This window comes from Microbacterium sp. Root553 (genome assembly GCF_001426995.1).
In the GTDB taxonomy this organism is placed as follows: domain Bacteria; phylum Actinomycetota; class Actinomycetes; order Actinomycetales; family Microbacteriaceae; genus Microbacterium.
Window position 1 is genome coordinate 2,092,673 of the sequence record NZ_LMFY01000001.1, and the last position, 16,077, is coordinate 2,108,749.

Below are 16,077 nucleotides of genomic sequence, written 5' to 3' on the forward strand. Positions count from 1 at the left end.
TACCGACTTCTGAAGGAGACAGGATGCTGAACGCTCTTGTCACGAACCTCGCAGCAGAGGGTGAAGCGCACAACCCGCTTATCCCTGCGTGGTACGACATCATCTGGTCGGGTCTGTGGTTCCTCGTCATCCTCATCGTCGTGTGGAAGGTCGCCCTTCCGAAGTTCACGGCGATGCTCGACAAGCGGTCCGCCGCCATCGAGGGCAACATCGCCAAGGCCGACGAGGCCCAGAAGCAGGCTGAGGCCGCGCTCGAGGAGTACACCCGGCAGCTCGCCGAGGCGCGCACCGAGGCCGGTGAGATCCGTGAGGCCGCCCGTGAGGACGGCAAGAAGATCGTCGCCGAAGCCAAGGACACCGCGTCGAGCGAGGCCGCTCGCATCACGGCGACCGCGCACACGCAGATCGAGGCGGAGCGTCAGACCGCTCTCGTGTCGCTGCGCAGCGAGGTGGGCTCGCTCGCCATCGACCTCGCCGGTGGCGTGGTCGGCGAGACGCTCTCGGACGATGCTCGCGCGACGGCGGTCGTCGACCGCTTCCTCGCCGACCTCGAAGCATCCGAGAAGGCGGCTCAGTAATGGGCAGCGCGACCACTCAGGCACTCGCGGCATCCACTCAGGCGCTTGCCGCAGCGAAGGACGTCACTCTCGACTCGGCCAGGGAGCTGTTCGCAGCTGCCAGGACCGTGGCGGAGTCGTCTCAGCTGAGCGGCGCGCTCACCGATCCCTCGGCTCCGGCCGAGGCGCGACAGAACGTCGTGTCGGCGGTCTTCGGCGGATTCTCTTCGGACGTGCAGAACGTCCTGAGGACCGTCGTGGCCCAGCGCTGGTCCTCGTCGTCGCAGCTCGTCGACGGCGTCGAGGAGCTGGCCATCCGTGCCGCCGCGATCTCCACTCCCCAGGCCGACATCGGAGGAGAGCTGTTCGGCTTCTCCCGCGTCATCGCCGCGAACGCGGATCTCGAGCTCGCGCTCGGAACCCGCCTCGGGGGAGAGAACGCCAAGGGCGCTCTCGTCGACAGGCTTCTGGCCGGGGGCGTCAGCGACGCCGCCGCGCTGATCGTGTCGTCGCTGGTCCGCCAGCCGAGGGAGCGTCGCATCCGGCAGATGCTGGCGCGGGCGACGCGCATCGTCGCGGACCAGGGCGATCGGGTGGTGGCGACGGTGCACACCGCGAAGCCGCTGACCGACGCGCAACGCACCCGCCTGAGCGCGGCGCTCTCGCGCCGCTACGACGGCAACGTATCCCTCAACGAGGTCTTCGACCCCGCCGTCGTCGGAGGTCTGCGCGTGCAGATCGCCGATGACGTCATCGACGGCAGCATCTCCGCTCGACTCGCCGACCTTCGCCAGAAGCTCGTCAGCTAATACCAACGTCGGCTAACACGACTTCGCGCGGGGAACCGCGCACCCAGATACAAAGGGAAGACAATGGCAGAACTATCGATCAGCCCCGACGTCATCCGTGACGCGCTGAAGGACTTCGCCGCCGCCTACGAGCCCACCGGGGCAGCGGCGACCGAGGTCGGCACCGTCATCGACGCAGCGGATGGAATCGCGCACGTCGAGGGCCTGCCCGGCGTCATGGCCAATGAGCTCGTGGCCTTCGCGAACGGCACCAAGGGCCTCGCGCTGAGCCTCGACCAGGACCAGATCGGTGTGGTCGTCCTCGGCGACTTCACCGGTGTCGAAGCAGGACAGGAGGTCACCCGCACGGGTGAGGTCCTCTCCGTGCCCGTCGGCGACGGCTACCTGGGTCGCGTCGTCGACCCGCTCGGAAACCCGATCGACGGCCTCGGCTCGATCGCCACCGAGGGCTCACGTGAGCTCGAGCTGCAGGCGCCCGGCGTCATGCAGCGCAAGTCGGTGCACGAGCCGATGCAGACCGGCATCAAGGCGATCGACGCCATGATCCCCGTCGGCCGCGGCCAGCGTCAGCTGATCATCGGCGACCGCCAGACCGGCAAGACCGCGATCGCGATCGACACGATCATCAACCAGAAGGCCAACTGGGAGTCGGGCGACGTCAACAAGCAGGTGCGCTGCATCTACGTCGCGATCGGCCAGAAGGGCTCGACCATCGCCTCGGTGAAGGGCGCGCTCGAAGAGGCCGGCGCCCTGGAGTACACCACGATCGTGGCAGCTCCGGCCTCCGACCCCGCCGGCTTCAAGTACCTCGCTCCCTACACCGGTTCGGCCATCGGTCAGCACTGGATGTACGGCGGCAAGCACGTCCTGATCATCTTCGACGACCTGTCGAAGCAGGCCGAGGCGTACCGCGCCGTGTCGCTGCTGCTGCGTCGTCCGCCGGGCCGCGAGGCCTACCCGGGTGACGTCTTCTACCTGCACTCCCGTCTGCTGGAGCGTTGCGCGAAGCTGTCCGACGAGCTCGGTGCGGGTTCGATGACGGGTCTCCCGATCATCGAGACCAAGGCCAATGACGTCTCGGCGTACATCCCGACCAACGTGATCTCGATCACGGACGGCCAGATCTTCCTGCAGTCCGACCTCTTCAACGCCAACCAGCGTCCTGCGGTCGACGTGGGTATCTCGGTGTCGCGAGTCGGTGGTGACGCTCAGGTCAAGTCGATCAAGAAGGTCTCGGGAACGCTCAAGCTCGAGCTCGCTCAGTACCGCTCGCTCGAGGCCTTCGCGATGTTCGCATCCGACCTCGACCAGGCGTCGCGTCGTCAGCTCTCCCGTGGTGCGCGTCTGACCGAGCTGCTCAAGCAGCCGCAGTACTCGCCGTACCCCGTCGAGGAGCAGGTCGTCTCGATCTGGGCCGGAACCAAGGGCAAGCTCGACACGATCGAGGTCGCGGATGTCCTCCGCTTCGAGCGCGAGCTCCTCGACTACCTTCGTCGCAACACCAAGGTGCTCGACACCCTGCGCGAGACCAACGTCCTCGATGACGACACGGTCGCCGAGCTCGAGAAGCACACGGATGCTTTCCTCCTGGAGTTCCAGGGCGGCAAGGGCCAGGCGATCGGAGCTCCCGGCCACGAGGAGCACGGTGCGGCCGAGGCCGACGACGTCAACCAGGAGAAGATCGTCAAGGGTCGTCGCGCGTAACCGCGTGAGGAACTGATTTCATGGGCGCTCAACTCAGGGTCTACAAGCAGAAGATCTCTTCTGCTCAGACGACCAAGAAGATCACGAAGGCGATGGAACTCATCGCGGCTTCGCGCATCCAGAAGGCGATGGGACGTGTCAAAGCGTCCAGCCCCTTCGCGCGTGCCGTGACGAGGGCCGTGTCCGCCGTCGCGACGCACTCGAACGTCGACCACCCGCTCACCCGCGAGCCCGAGACGATCCGCCGCTCCGCGGTCGTGATCTTCTCGTCGGACCGGGGCCTTGCCGGAGCCTTCAACTCGCAGATCCTCCGAGAGGGTCTCGAGGTGGCGGAGCTCCTGCGCAGTCAGGGCAAGGAGCCGGTGTTCTACCTCGTCGGTCGCAAGGCCGTCGGCTACTTCCAGTTCCGTCGCATCGCGGCGGCCGCGGAGTGGACCGGCGACACCGACACCCCGTCGTTCCACACGGCGGAGGAGATCTCGGCCACGCTGCTCGAGGACTTCTCCCGCGGTGCGGACGAGGGCGGCGTCGACGAGATCCACCTCGTGTACAACCGCTTCGTCAGCATGATGACGCAGTCGCCGGAATCCGTGCGTCTGCTTCCGCTGGAGATCGCGGAAGCCGATGACTCCGAAGCGGGAAGCGCCGTCTACCCGCTGTACGAGTTCGAGCCGGATGCCGAGACAGTCCTCGACGCGATCCTGCCGGTGTACATCCAGAGCCGTGTCTTCAACGCTCTCCTGCAGTCGTCTGCTGCCAAGCAGGCTGCGACGCAGAAGGCGATGAAGTCGGCCAGCGACAACGCCGACAAGCTCATCACCGACTACACCCGTCTGCGCAACAACGCGCGTCAGGCGGAGATCACGCAGCAGATCGCGGAGATCGTCGGCGGCGCCGACGCACTCTCGTCGAGCAAATAGACCATCAGGAAAGAGACGAAAATGACCACCACCGCCACGGCTGACCAGCCGGCGACCGCGGTCGTCGGGCGCGTCGCACGCGTCAACGGTCCGGTTGTCGACATCGAGTTCCCGCACGACTCGATCCCCGACATCTACAACGCGCTGAAGACCACGATCACGATCGGCGACTCGTCGGTCGAGATCACCCTCGAGGTCGCTCAGCACCTCGGCGACGACCTCGTTCGCGCCATCGCTCTGAAGCCGACCGACGGCATCGTCCGCGGCCAGGAGGTGCGCGACTCCGGTGAGGCCATCTCGGTCCCCGTCGGCGACGTCACCAAGGGCAAGGTCTTCAACGTGATCGGCGAGGTCCTGAACCTCGAGCCCGGCGAGACCATCGAGGTCACCGAGCGCTGGCCGATCCACCGCAAGGCTCCGAACTTCGACCAGCTCGAGTCGAAGACGACCATGTTCGAGACCGGCATCAAGTCGATCGACCTCCTCACCCCGTACGTTCTGGGTGGAAAGATCGGTCTGTTCGGTGGCGCCGGTGTCGGCAAGACGGTCCTCATCCAGGAGATGATCCAGCGCGTCGCGCAGGACCACGGTGGTGTGTCGGTGTTCGCCGGCGTCGGCGAGCGCACCCGTGAGGGCAACGACCTGATCCACGAGATGGAAGAGGCGGGTGTCTTCGACAAGACCGCCCTCGTCTTCGGCCAGATGGACGAGCCGCCGGGAACGCGTCTGCGCGTCGCCCTGTCGGCTCTGACGATGGCGGAGTACTTCCGTGACGTGCAGAAGCAGGACGTGCTGCTCTTCATCGACAACATCTTCCGCTTCACGCAGGCCGGTTCCGAGGTCTCCACGCTGCTGGGCCGCATGCCCTCGGCCGTGGGATACCAGCCGAACCTGGCCGACGAGATGGGCCTCCTCCAGGAGCGCATCACCTCGACGCGCGGTCACTCGATCACCTCGCTGCAGGCGATCTACGTGCCGGCCGATGACTACACCGACCCGGCTCCGGCGACCACGTTCGCCCACCTCGACGCCACCACGGAGCTCTCGCGTGAGATCGCGTCGAAGGGTCTGTACCCGGCCATCGACCCGCTGACCTCGACGTCGCGCATCATGGACCCCCGCTACTTGGGCGAGGACCACTACCGCGTCGCGACGACGGTCAAGCAGATCCTTCAGAAGAACAAGGAACTGCAGGAGATCATCGCGATCCTCGGTGTCGACGAGCTCTCCGAAGAGGACAAGATCGTCGTGTCGCGTGCACGCCGCATCCAGCAGTTCCTCTCGCAGAACACCTACATGGCGAAGAAGTTCACGGGTGTCGAGGGTTCGACCGTGCCGCTCAAGGAGACCATCGAGTCGTTCGATGCGATCACCCGCGGTGACTTCGACCACGTGGCCGAGCAGGCCTTCTTCAACGTCGGTGGCATCTCCGACGTCGAAGAGCAGTGGGCGAAGATCCAGAAGGAGAACGGCTGACCATGGCACTGCACGTCAGCCTCGTCTCCGCGGACGCGGAGGTCTGGACGGGAGAGGCGAGCCTCGTCGTCGCCAAGACCGTCGAGGGCGAGATCGGCTTCATGAGCGGCCACGAGCCGGTTCTGGCGATCCTCGCTCAGGGCGAGGTCCGTATCACGCAGACCGACGGCACGAAGGTGCTCGCCAACGCGCAGGACGGCTTCCTCTCCATGGAGAGCGACGTCCTGACGATCGTGGCGGGCAACGCGGCCCTCATCGCGTAGCAGTCCGTACATCGCGTCCGCCCCGGCACCCCTCGTGGGTCCCGGGGCGGACGCGTCTGCATCCCCGAGGTTTCATGAAGATCCTGCTCCCGCCGTCCGAGACCAAGCGTCCTGGCGGTGACGGCGCACCGCTCGATGTCGACGCGCTGGCGCTGCCGTCGCTGCGCGACGAGCGGCTGGCCGTCGTCGACGCTCTGGTCGCTCTGTCCGCCGACGAGGATGCCGCTCGTGCGGCGCTCAAGCTCAGCGCGAAGCAGGGGGGAGACGTCCTGCACAATCGGATGCTGCGCTCCGGAGCCACGATGCCGGCGGTCGACCGGTACACGGGAGTGCTGTACGACGCGCTCGATGCGGCGTCGCTCTCGTCGGCATCCCGACGATGGCTCGGTGCGCACGTGTGGATCCATTCGGCGCCCCTCGGGCCGATCGGCGCTCTCGATCCGATCCCGCAGTACCGGCTGGCAGCGGGCGTGTCGGTGCCCGGCCTGCCTGCGCTTCGGCGGCACTGGGCGGCTCCGACGACCGCGGCGATCGCGGGGGAGCAACCCCCCTTCGTCCTCGACCTCCGCAGTGAGGCGTATGTCGCACTCGGGCCGGTTCCGCACTCCGTCGCCTCGGTGTACGTGCGCGTGGTGACGGAGCACGGGCGGGCGCTCAACCACTTCAACAAGAAGTCCAAAGGACTGCTCGTGCGGGCGCTGGCGGAGGATCGACCCCGCATCGGATCGCTGCGGGGTCTGCGCCGCTGGGCGGAGCCGCGGGGAGTCGTGCTCCGCGACACCGATGACCAGGGGATCGTGGAGCTCGTCGTCGCCGAATGACCGTCGCGCGGCTCCGCCCGCGTGTGTCGTTGCCCCGTATATCGGCGCACCGATATGGTTGGTGTCGCGGCGCGCACGGCGTCCGCTCCATCGGATCCGGAGGGATTCATGTACAACGACTATTACGACAACGGGGCGGCTCTCGCCGGTCTCTTCGCTGTGCTCCTCATCGCTCTGCTCTTCGCTGCGGCGTTCTACGTGATCTCGGCCATCTTCCTCATGAAGATCTTCGAGAAGGCCGGAGTCGAGGGCAAGTGGCGTGCGTGGGTGCCCGTCTACAACATGATGGTGTTCGCGAAGCTCGGCGACGTCTCGCCGTGGGTGGTGCTCATCGGCATCGGGCTCACATGCATCCCCTACCTCAACTTCCTCACCAGCATCGCTCTCGCAGTGGTCCTGGCCCTCGCGGCCTGGCGTGTGGGTCTCAAGCTGCAGAAGGATGCCGTCTGGGTCGTCCTCTACGTGCTGCTGTCGATCGTCTGGTACGGCATCAACGCGTTCGACAAGTCGCGCTGGAACCCGAACATCGCACCGGCCCCGTGGGCCGGTAACGGCTTCCTCGCCGACAACACCGTCTGGCAGGGCGTGCCCGTGCAGCCGCGTCCGGCGGCAGGCCCCGGCTACGGTGCACCGCAGGGATACGGCGCTCCGCAGGGGTACGCACCGCCCGCACCGCAGGGCTACACGCCTCCGGCCCAGCCCGGGTACACGCCGCCCGCGCAGCCCGGCTATGCGCCCCCGCCCGCACCGTCGAACCCACCCGCACCGTCGAACCCGTCTGCTCCCGGCGTCCCGCCGGCAGCTCCGTCGGCACCGCCCGCAGGTCCGCCGGCTCCTCCGACGGCTCCGCCCGCGGCTCCGCCGGCCCCCCCGACGGACCCCACGCAGCCTCCTGCGTGACCTCGTGACACAGAGCCCCCGACTCCGGTCGGGGGCTCTGTGCTGTCCCGGCCGCGCTCCGCGATTGCAGTGGTGTCGTCGCGAGGCGATAACGTGGAGTAATGCTGTCCACTACGATGTGTGAGTATCCCGGCGCGGCCCGACCCGCAGGACTTTCGGAGGCGACGAGTGTCTGACACGACGACGAGCACGCGACGCGTGACGGTCGCCGAGCGCCCCCTCCTGCTGTCCTGGGCGGGGGTCACCGACGTGGGACGGCGCCGCGAGACCAACCAGGACGCGTTCTTCGCGGACTATCCGTTGTTCATCGTCGCGGATGGCATGGGCGGTCACGCGGGCGGCGAGATCGCCAGCCGCAGCACGGTCACTCGCCTACAGGCGGTGGCGACGTCCGGATCCGTGGCGCGTGCGTCGATCGAGGGGGCTCTCGAGCTCGCCGTGGCGGACATCGCCGATCACCCTGAGGCCACCGACGAGGGCACCGGCACCACTCTCACCGGAGTGTTCCTCGAGTTCGACGACGAGGAGCCGCACTGGGCGGCGCTGAACATCGGAGACTCCCGGGTATATCTGCTGCGCGACGACCGGCTCGTGCAGGTGACCACCGACCACTCCGTCGTCCAGGAGCTCATCGCTGCCGGCAAGATCAGCCCCGAGGAAGCGGAGGGCCACCCGTACAGCAACGTGATCACGCGCGCGGTCGGGGCGAGCGAGCTCACGGCGCCCGATTACGTGACTCTCGACGTGCGGGCCGGCGACCGGTTCGTGATCTGCTCCGACGGGCTCACCAAGGAGCTGACGGATTACGGCATCCAGCACTTCCTGCGCGCGAACGCCGACCCCGCAGCCGCCGTCGATGCGATGCTGGCGGCCGCCCTCGAGAACGGCGGACGCGACAACGTCACGCTGGTCGTCGTCCAGGTCTCCGACGAGTCCGCGTCCGCCGACTCTCCGTCGTCCGACGCGCCGACGGCCTCGGTCGTCGACGTCTCCTCCACGGAAGAGCGTCCGGCCGACTAACGCTCCGGGGCCTGGGGACGATACCCGTGCCCTCGTGAACCGGAGTGCACTGGAGGGATGGAATCCCTCCCGATAGTCATCCCGCCCGCGCCGGTTCCCGCGCGGCGCCCCCCGACGCCCTTCGTCGCCGCTCTCGTGCCGGTCGCGGCGGGCGTCGCACTGTGGGCTGTCACCGGCTCGCTGTTCTCGCTCTGCTTCGCGGCCCTGGGGCCGCTGATGATCCTCGCCTCGCTCGTCGACGGTGCCCGATCCCGCCGCCGGTCTCGTCGAGAGGGGGCGGTGGAGAATGAGCGGGCGTGGACGCGCGTCGAGGAGCAGCTGACCGCTCAGCATGACGAGGAGCGCCGGGGACGCTGGCATCGCCATCCCGATGCCGCGGCGTGCCTCGATCAGCCGCCGCTGCGGGGATCCGACCCTGTGGATCCGCACACCGAGATCGTGGTGGGCAGCGGGGTGGGCGTGAGCGCCGTGCGCGCATCCGGTGGTGATGGGGAACGCGAGCGCGCGTTCCGCGAGCGGTGCGGTCGGCTCGACGACGTCCCCGTCACCGTGCCCCTCGGAGGAGGTGTGGCTCTGCGGGGCGGATTGCCGCTGGTGGAATCGGTGGCGCGGGCGCTCGTCCTCCAGCTGGCCCTGAGATTCGGTGTCGCGCAGCTGATGATCTGCGGAGATCGGCTCGAAGACTGGGGACTCGCCCACCTCCCTCAGGCGAAGGGGGACCGTCGCGGCGCCTTCCGCCTCGGGGTCGCTCTGGCGGGTTCGCGGCGTCCGGATTGCGACAGCGTGATCTGGATGCTGCACCGCGACGACGACGTCGCCGAGGGCATCACCACGGTGATCGACATCGACGAGCCGGGCCGGGCGTTCGTGCGAACGCCGCAGGGCGTCGTCCGGGTGTCCGTCGAGGGCCTGTCGCACGATCAGGCCGTCGCCATCGCCGTGTCCCGAGTGGGGGACGCGGAGGAGGTCGATACCCTTCCCGCGGAGGTCGCTCTCGGAGACCTCCGCCAGCAGGGGTCTCCGAGCGGCCTCCCCGCGATGATCGGCCGCGGTGAGCGCGATGACGTCGGGTTCGACATCGTCGAAGACGGACCGCACGCGATCGTCACCGGCACCACGGGCACCGGCAAGAGCGAGCTGCTGGTGTCGTGGGTGACCGCGGTCGCGACCGCGCACGGTCCCGACCGTGTGGTGTTCGTGCTCGCGGACTTCAAGGGCGGGACGGCGTTCGACCCGCTCAGGGAGCTGCCGCAGGTGGCTGCCGTCATCACGGATCTCGATGAGGAGGGGGCCCGGCGCGGAGTGAGCAGCCTGACCGCAGAGCTGCGGCGTCGAGAGTCGGTGCTCGCCGCGGCCGGAGCCCGCGATGTGCGAGAGGTCGACATGCCTCGGCTCGTCATCGTGGTCGACGAATTCGCTGCTCTCCTGCAGGAACATGCGGATCTGGGGATCGTGTTCACTGACATCGCCGCGAGAGGACGGGCGCTGGGGATGCATCTGATCCTCGGCACGCAGAGGGCGTCCGGGGTGATCCGTGATGCCCTGGCGTCGAACTGCCCGCTTCGGGTCAGCCTCCGGGTGTCGGACTCCGCCGACAGCCGAGCCGTGATCGGCACGGACGCCGCCGCCGAACTGCCGGGGGGAGTCGCGGCCCGCGGGGTCGCGCTGGTACGAAGACCGCAGGACGAGCAGGCGCGGGTGATGCGCGTCGCTCTGACCGGCGCGGCGGACATCCGAGCCGTCGCGGCCCTGTGGGCCGATGCCGAGGCGCCGCGGAGCCCCTGGCTTCCCGCTCTGGAGCGACGGATCCCGTGGAGCGAGGTCCGTGGAGAGCAGAGCGCCGGTCGTGTGATCCTCGGGCGGGTCGACGATCCGGAGCACCAGCGTCAGCCTCTCGACTCGATGGCGGTCGGGTCGGACCGCGGTCTGAGCGTGGTCGGTGCTCCCGGCTCGGGCCGGACGTCCGTCCTGCGCGCTCTCGCGGCGCAGGACGATGAGGCACTGTGGATTCCGAGCGACCCGGAGGAGGCCTGGGACATCGCCGTGGCGCTCTCCTCGGGCCGCGTCAGGCCGCCCCGCCTCGTGCTCTGCGACGATATCGACGTCAGGATCGACAGCCTCCCCGCAGAGTACGCGCAGCACGTGCTGCATCTGTGGGAGCAGATCCTGCGGAACAACACGGACACGACCTTCGTGCTGACCTCCGCACGTGCGGGCGGGGCTGTGGGGCGCGTGCTCGACATCCTGCCGCGTCGTGGTCTGCTGCGGTTGCGGAGCAGGGTCGATCACCTGGCGGCCGGCGGCGATGCGCGCGGGTTCGAGGCGGAGCGTCCGACGGGACGCATGCGGATCGGAGATCGCGAGATCCAGGTCGTCTGGGTGCCGGACACGGCTGCGCAGGTGCCCGGGACGGGCGCGGAGGATGCGGTGGCGGAGCGCACGGGCAGTCCCGGCGGCGTGAGCGTCCGGCGCACGACGCCGCGGCGTCGGGCGAGCGACGGGTGGGTACCCCGGCTCCCGCTCACCGGCCTCGTCACCGCCGGAGCCCCTGCGGTCGCCGAGGCGCTGTCCGCTGTCTTCGCGGAGTGCGACGTCCTCTGCCTGTCAGCCGCACCCGGCGGCGTCGCGCTCTCCGAACGCCCGGCGATCCTGATCGGCGAGCCCGAGGCGTGGCAGCGTGACTGGTCGCTGTGGCAGCGGGTTCGCCGAGACGGCGAGCTGCTGGTCAGAGCCGAGAACGCCGTCGAGCTGCGCCAGCTGGCCGGTGTGCGCGACCTGCCGCCGTTCGCACGGCAGCACGCCGGTCGAGCGTGGTCGATGGTGGCGGATTTCGCACCCAGACGGGTCTCGATCCCGGCTCTCGCGCCGCGACGATGACCTGTCCGCCGCGGACGGCGCTCAGAGGGCGGAGCCGGGGCGGATGCTTCCGACGTTCTGTCCGCCGCCGAGCACCTCGAGCGGGAGCACCGCCTGCAGGGTCGCGACGTCCGCGTCGGTCAGCCCTCCCGCGCGCGCGAGCAGAGTGGCGGCCACGATGGTGCTCGCTCGCGCGCCGCCGTCGAGCATCTTCACCGCGGCAGTCGTGCCGTTCGGGGCGACCATCACGATCACGCCCTCGGCGCCGCTCTTGGCGAACACACCGAGCTTCTCGATGGCGACGGTGTCGGGGCGACCAGGGCCGTCGATGGTCCAGGGATGCTCGCGGACCGCGCGCACGAGTGACCCGGCGACGCGATGCAGCGCGAACGGGGAGCGGTCCGATGCGGTGCCGATGCGGTGGATCGATCGGGCGAGGCCCGTGAGCGTGAGCGCGTAGACGGGCGCGCCGCATCCGTCGATCGCCGTGTGGGCGACCTTCTCGCCGGTGAGCCGCTCGATGACATCACGGATGTGCACCTGCAGCGGATGCGCGGGCTCGAGGTAGCCGTCGGTCGGCCACCCCGTGGCGACGCAGGCCCGCAGCATCGCCGCGTGCTTGCCCGAGCAGTTCATCCGGATCCGGGTCTGCGCACCGTGCTCGCGCACCAGTTCGTCGCGCGCGGCGGTGTCGGAGGGCCAGGCGGGAGGACAGGCGAGGTCGTCCTCGTTGAGTCCGCCCTCCGTGAGGATGTCCCGGACCAGGGCGGCGTGGCGGTCGGTGCCGCTGTGGCTCGCGGTCGACATCGCGAGCTGTTCGCCCTCGAGCGCTGCGCCCGCGGTGACGCACGCCACGGCCTGCAGCGGCTTGAGGCTCGAGCGGGGGAGCACCAGCGCATCGGGGTTGCCGTGTCGAACGACGACGTCGCTCTCGGGGGAGAGAACCACCGCCGCCCCTGCGTGTCGCGATTCGACGAAGCCGCTCCGTTCGACGACGGCGAGTTCCACGGCATCCTGAACGGTCAGAGTCTCCAGCACCCCCTCAGGATATCGTCGGTCGGCGTCCCACCGCGCCAACGATGCCGCGCCGCATGCCCGGGGCGGGTGGCAGACTGACGTCATGGCAGACCGTCTGACGCCTTTCGGCGAGCACCGTTACGCACTCACCGCCACCTGGACCGGGAACGCCGGCACCGGCACGAGCGGCTACCGCGACTATCGACGCGACGTGACGATCGAGGTCGCGGGCAAGCCCGATCTGCTCGCGTCGGCCGACAAGCCCTTCCGCGGCGATCCCGCCCGCTGGAATCCCGAGGATCTGCTGCTCGCCTCGCTGTCCGAGTGCCACCTGCTCTCGTACCTGCATGCGTGCGTCACCGCGGGAGTGGTCGTGGTCTCCTATCGCGACAGCGCATCGGGAACCATGCGCGAGGACGGTGCCGGCGGCGGGGCCTTCGTCGAGGTGATGCTGCGCCCGGAGGTCGTGGTGGCGGAGGCGTCGATGATCGACGCCGCCGAGCGCGCGCACACACAGGCGCACGAGTGGTGCTTCATCGCGAACTCGATGAACTTCCCGGTGCGACACGAGGCGACGGTCCGCGCAGCGCAGGCCTGAGTCGCTCGGCGCGATCGGACGCCACCTCGCGGGCGGGCGCGCCGGTCAGCGACGTTCGTGCGGCAGTGCCTGCTTGATCTTCTCGATCGCGCCCTGAGCGGGAGCCTCGTTGAACGCGTCGGCGAGTTCCTGGCCGGAGAGCGCGTGGATCGCCGCCATGATCTCGTCTGTCGCGAGTCGGCGGGCACGCCCGCTCGTGGCCGGGCCGTGCGGCGAGAGGTCGAGCGGCTCCCCGAACCGCACGGTGATGCGCTCCGAGAGGGTCGGCACCTTCGCTCCGACGGGCATCACCTTGTCGGTCCCGATCAGGCCGACCGGCACGACCGGTGCCCCCGTCTGCAGCGCGAGGAACGCCACGCCGGTGCGGCCCTTGTACAGACGACCGTCGGTCGAACGCGTCCCCTCCGGGTACAGCGCGACCGCGAGTCCTTCGTCGAGGAGCTGACGCTGCACGTCGAGGGCGTCGAGCGCGGCCTTGCCGGCGCCCCGGCGCACGGAGATGGCGCCGATCGATTCGAAGAAGGTCTTGCTGAGCCAGCCCTTCATGCCGGTGCCCTCGAAGTAGGTGGACTTCGCGAGGAAATGCACCGGACGAGGTGCGGCCACCGGGATCGCGATCGAGTCGATGAACGAGAGGTGGTTGCTGGCGAAGATGACCGGGCCGTCCTTCGGGACGTTCTCGCGGCCCTCGATGCGGGGCCGGTAGATGGTGCGCGCGAGCGGGGTGATGAGACCGCGACCCAGCCGGTAGGCGAATCCCGCGTGACGGGGTCCCTGCGTCTCTGCGGGCGATGTTGCGGGCTCCACCGACTGCTCTGACGTCATCAGAGCAGATTACCCCCGGATCCATGCCGCCGTGGGAATGAAGCCCCGGCGCGCGCCTCCCAGCCTCGGCCAAGGGGCGTGCGCCATGATGGGGTGTCCCTCCCGCGAACCCGAGGTCTCATCGTGCGCAAGCGTCCGCTCATCATCCTGTCCACCGTCGCTGCGGCGACCCTTCTCCTCGCCGGGTGCTCGGGAGGTGCGGATCCGGAGTCGACCGCGACGCCCGACGCCTCCGCTCAGAGCTCGTGCCTGGCCGACCTGAAGTCCGGTGCCGGATCCGACGCGGTGTCGGTCGAGGGGTCCGGTGCGGACGCCAAGATCACGGTGCCGGCCGATGCCGAGCTGACCGAGGCCCAGCGTTCCGTGGTCGTCGAGGGCGATGGCGAAGACGTCAAGCCCGGCGACCTCATCTCGTTGCGTTACCAGCTCGTCGACGCCAAGACGAACGAGGTGCTCAGCACGTCCGAGCGCGGCCCCGACGGCGTGCTCTCGGCCCTTCTCGCGGTGCAGCAGCCGCAGCAGATGGTCGATCCCACCCAGTCCACCGTCTTCACGGTCGCTGCGGAGTGCGTGCCGATCGGATCCAGCGTGGTGCTGACGCTCCCCGCCGCGCAGGAGGGATCGAACCCCAGCGTGCTGTACATCGAGACCATCGAGGAGCTGCCCACCATCGCATCCGGGTCCGACGTCGATGCGACCGAGGGGATGCCGAAGGTCGAGCTCGACGACGCGGGCTCGCCGACCATCACGCTCCCCGACACCGACGCTCCCACCGAGACCGAGGTCGCCGAGCTCAAGCAGGGCGATGGCGCCGTGGTCGCCTCGGGCGACCTCGTCACGGTGCAGTACCGCGGGGTCAAGTGGTCGGACGGCACCGAGTTCGACTCGAGCTGGAGTCGCGATGCGGCCCCGACGCAGTTCCAGACCACCAGTGTCGTGCCCGGCTTCAAGATGGCTCTCGAGGGCCAGAAGGTCGGCTCTCAGGTCGTCGTGACCATGCCTCCGAAGGACGGCTACGGCGAGGGCGAGATCAACGCGAACGACCTCACCGGCGAGACCCTGGTGTTCGTCGTCGACATCCTCGCGACGACCCCCATCGAGCAGGCTCCGTAAGCACGGCGGGAGCCGGGGGCGTGCCATAGGCTGGCGGCATGCGTCGCATCATCGTCCTCGGCTCCACCGGCTCCATCGGCACCCAGGCGCTCGACGTCATCCGTGCCAATCCTCGGCGTTTCGAGCTCGTCGGCCTCGCTGCCGGCTCCAACGCCGAGATGCTGGCCGAGCAGGCGGCGGCCTTTCAGGTCGAGAGCACGGCGCTGGGCGCCGCCGAGGCCGAGCAGCTCGTGCGCGATGTCGAGGCCGACGTCGTGCTCAACGCGATCACGGGCTCCATCGGCCTCGGATCCACTCTCGCCGCGCTGACGGCCGGGCGCACGCTGGCTCTGGCCAACAAGGAGTCGCTCATCGTCGGCGGGGAGCTCGTGCTCGCCGCGGCCGCACCCGATCAGATCGTCCCCGTCGACTCGGAGCATTCGGCGATCGCCCAGGCCCTGCGCAGCGGTGCCCACTCGGAGGTCCGCCGGCTGGTCGTCACGGCATCCGGCGGGCCCTTCCGCGGACGCTCGCGTGACGAGCTGCGCGAGGTCACCCCTCAGCAGGCGCTCGCGCATCCGACGTGGGACATGGGTCGGATGGTGACCACGAACTCCGCGACGCTCGTGAACAAGGGGCTCGAGGTCATCGAGGCCCATCTCCTGTTCGACGTCGCCTACGACGACATCGACGTCGTCGTGCATCCTCAGTCCATCGTGCACTCCATGGTGGAGTTCATCGACGGCTCCACGATCGCCCAGGCATCGCCGCCGGACATGCGTCTGCCGATCTCGCTCGGTCTCGACTGGCCGAACCGCATCGGCGGCGTCGGACGTCCGCTCGACTGGACCAGTGCGACGTCCTGGACCTTCGAACCGCTCGACGACGGAGCTTTTCCCGCGGTGGCTCTCGCCAAGGCGGTCGGTCGTGCCGGGGCCACCTTCCCCGCGGTCTACAACGCGGCCAACGAGCAGGCCGTCGACGCGTTCCACGAGGGGCGGCTGCCGTTCCTCGGCATCGTCGACACGATCTCGCGGGTCGTCGACGCGCACGAGCCTCCCGACACCCTGACGGTCGAGTCGCTCGCCGAGGCCGAGGCCTGGGCGCGCCGCACCGCCGACCAGCTGATCGCGAAGGGCTGATCCCACCGAGGAATCTCACGGATCACACGGATCAGGCGGACAAGCCGGATCACGCGGATCAGCCCGACCTGGCGGGG

Annotated in this window: 15 protein-coding genes; 13 read left to right on the plus strand and 2 right to left on the minus strand. The window is 69.0% G+C overall.

The window, feature by feature from the left end:
• Window positions 1-23 precede the first annotated feature (23 nt).
• The 10 genes from ASD43_RS09675 (at window position 24) to ASD43_RS09720 (ending at window position 11,347) form a co-directional block, all read left to right on the plus strand.
• On the plus strand, window positions 24-578 hold the full coding sequence (locus ASD43_RS09675) for a F0F1 ATP synthase subunit B (protein WP_056416674.1): 555 nt from the start codon (window positions 24-26) through the stop codon (window positions 576-578).
• Entirely contained in the window at window positions 578-1,366 is a 789-nt protein-coding gene (locus ASD43_RS09680; RefSeq protein ID WP_056416677.1) for a F0F1 ATP synthase subunit delta, read from the plus strand. Before ASD43_RS09675 ends, ASD43_RS09680 begins: the two co-directional genes overlap by 1 nt.
• A gap of 63 nt (window positions 1,367-1,429) precedes the next feature.
• Window positions 1,430-3,070, plus strand: a complete 1,641-nt coding sequence (atpA, locus tag ASD43_RS09685) for a F0F1 ATP synthase subunit alpha (protein ID WP_056416680.1) — start codon at window positions 1,430-1,432, stop codon at window positions 3,068-3,070.
• A gap of 20 nt (window positions 3,071-3,090) precedes the next feature.
• The gene (locus tag ASD43_RS09690) at window positions 3,091-3,990 is read left to right on the plus strand and encodes a F0F1 ATP synthase subunit gamma (protein ID WP_045255376.1); all 900 of its coding nucleotides are present in this window, start codon (window positions 3,091-3,093) and stop codon (window positions 3,988-3,990) included.
• A 21-nt stretch (window positions 3,991-4,011) separates the two neighbouring features.
• The gene (gene atpD / locus ASD43_RS09695; RefSeq protein ID WP_056416683.1) at window positions 4,012-5,466 is read left to right on the plus strand and encodes a F0F1 ATP synthase subunit beta; all 1,455 of its coding nucleotides are present in this window, start codon (window positions 4,012-4,014) and stop codon (window positions 5,464-5,466) included.
• A 2-nt stretch (window positions 5,467-5,468) separates the two neighbouring features.
• A complete protein-coding gene (locus ASD43_RS09700; RefSeq protein WP_045255374.1) occupies window positions 5,469-5,729 on the plus strand; it encodes a F0F1 ATP synthase subunit epsilon in 261 nt (86 codons plus the stop codon).
• Between the two features lie 74 nt (window positions 5,730-5,803).
• Complete coding sequence (locus ASD43_RS09705; RefSeq protein ID WP_056416688.1) at window positions 5,804-6,550, plus strand: YaaA family protein; 747 nt, start codon at window positions 5,804-5,806, stop codon at window positions 6,548-6,550.
• Between the two features lie 108 nt (window positions 6,551-6,658).
• Window positions 6,659-7,450, plus strand: coding sequence for a DUF5684 domain-containing protein (locus ASD43_RS09710; RefSeq protein ID WP_149423249.1), 792 nt, complete (start codon window positions 6,659-6,661; stop codon window positions 7,448-7,450).
• Window positions 7,451-7,618: 168 nt separating this feature from the next.
• Window positions 7,619-8,470 (plus strand): PP2C family protein-serine/threonine phosphatase, encoded by an 852-nt coding sequence (locus ASD43_RS09715; protein ID WP_056416690.1) that lies wholly within the window; start codon window positions 7,619-7,621, stop codon window positions 8,468-8,470.
• A 57-nt stretch (window positions 8,471-8,527) separates the two neighbouring features.
• Complete coding sequence (locus ASD43_RS09720) at window positions 8,528-11,347, plus strand: FtsK/SpoIIIE domain-containing protein (RefSeq protein ID WP_056416694.1); 2,820 nt, start codon at window positions 8,528-8,530, stop codon at window positions 11,345-11,347.
• Window positions 11,348-11,368: 21 nt separating this feature from the next.
• Here ASD43_RS09720 and ASD43_RS09725 read toward each other — a convergent pair whose 3' ends face one another.
• Window positions 11,369-12,364, minus strand: a complete 996-nt coding sequence (locus tag ASD43_RS09725; protein ID WP_235564092.1) for an asparaginase — start codon at window positions 12,362-12,364, stop codon at window positions 11,369-11,371.
• 82 nt (window positions 12,365-12,446) lie between these two features.
• Between ASD43_RS09725 and ASD43_RS09730 the strand changes: the two genes are divergently transcribed.
• The gene (locus tag ASD43_RS09730) at window positions 12,447-12,941 is read left to right on the plus strand and encodes an OsmC family protein (protein ID WP_056416702.1); all 495 of its coding nucleotides are present in this window, start codon (window positions 12,447-12,449) and stop codon (window positions 12,939-12,941) included.
• Window positions 12,942-12,986: 45 nt separating this feature from the next.
• On the opposite strand, the gene ASD43_RS09735 is transcribed toward ASD43_RS09730, so the two are convergent.
• Window positions 12,987-13,766: a lysophospholipid acyltransferase family protein gene (locus ASD43_RS09735; RefSeq protein ID WP_056416704.1), complete on the minus strand. Its 780-nt coding sequence runs from the start codon at window positions 13,764-13,766 to the stop codon at window positions 12,987-12,989.
• Window positions 13,767-13,859: 93 nt separating this feature from the next.
• Between ASD43_RS09735 and ASD43_RS09740 the strand changes: the two genes are divergently transcribed.
• Window positions 13,860-14,879 (plus strand): FKBP-type peptidyl-prolyl cis-trans isomerase, encoded by a 1,020-nt coding sequence (locus ASD43_RS09740; protein WP_235564094.1) that lies wholly within the window; start codon window positions 13,860-13,862, stop codon window positions 14,877-14,879.
• A 38-nt stretch (window positions 14,880-14,917) separates the two neighbouring features.
• A complete protein-coding gene (dxr, locus tag ASD43_RS09745) occupies window positions 14,918-16,000 on the plus strand; it encodes a 1-deoxy-D-xylulose-5-phosphate reductoisomerase (protein WP_056416707.1) in 1,083 nt (360 codons plus the stop codon).
• Window positions 16,001-16,077: the final 77 nt, after the last annotated feature.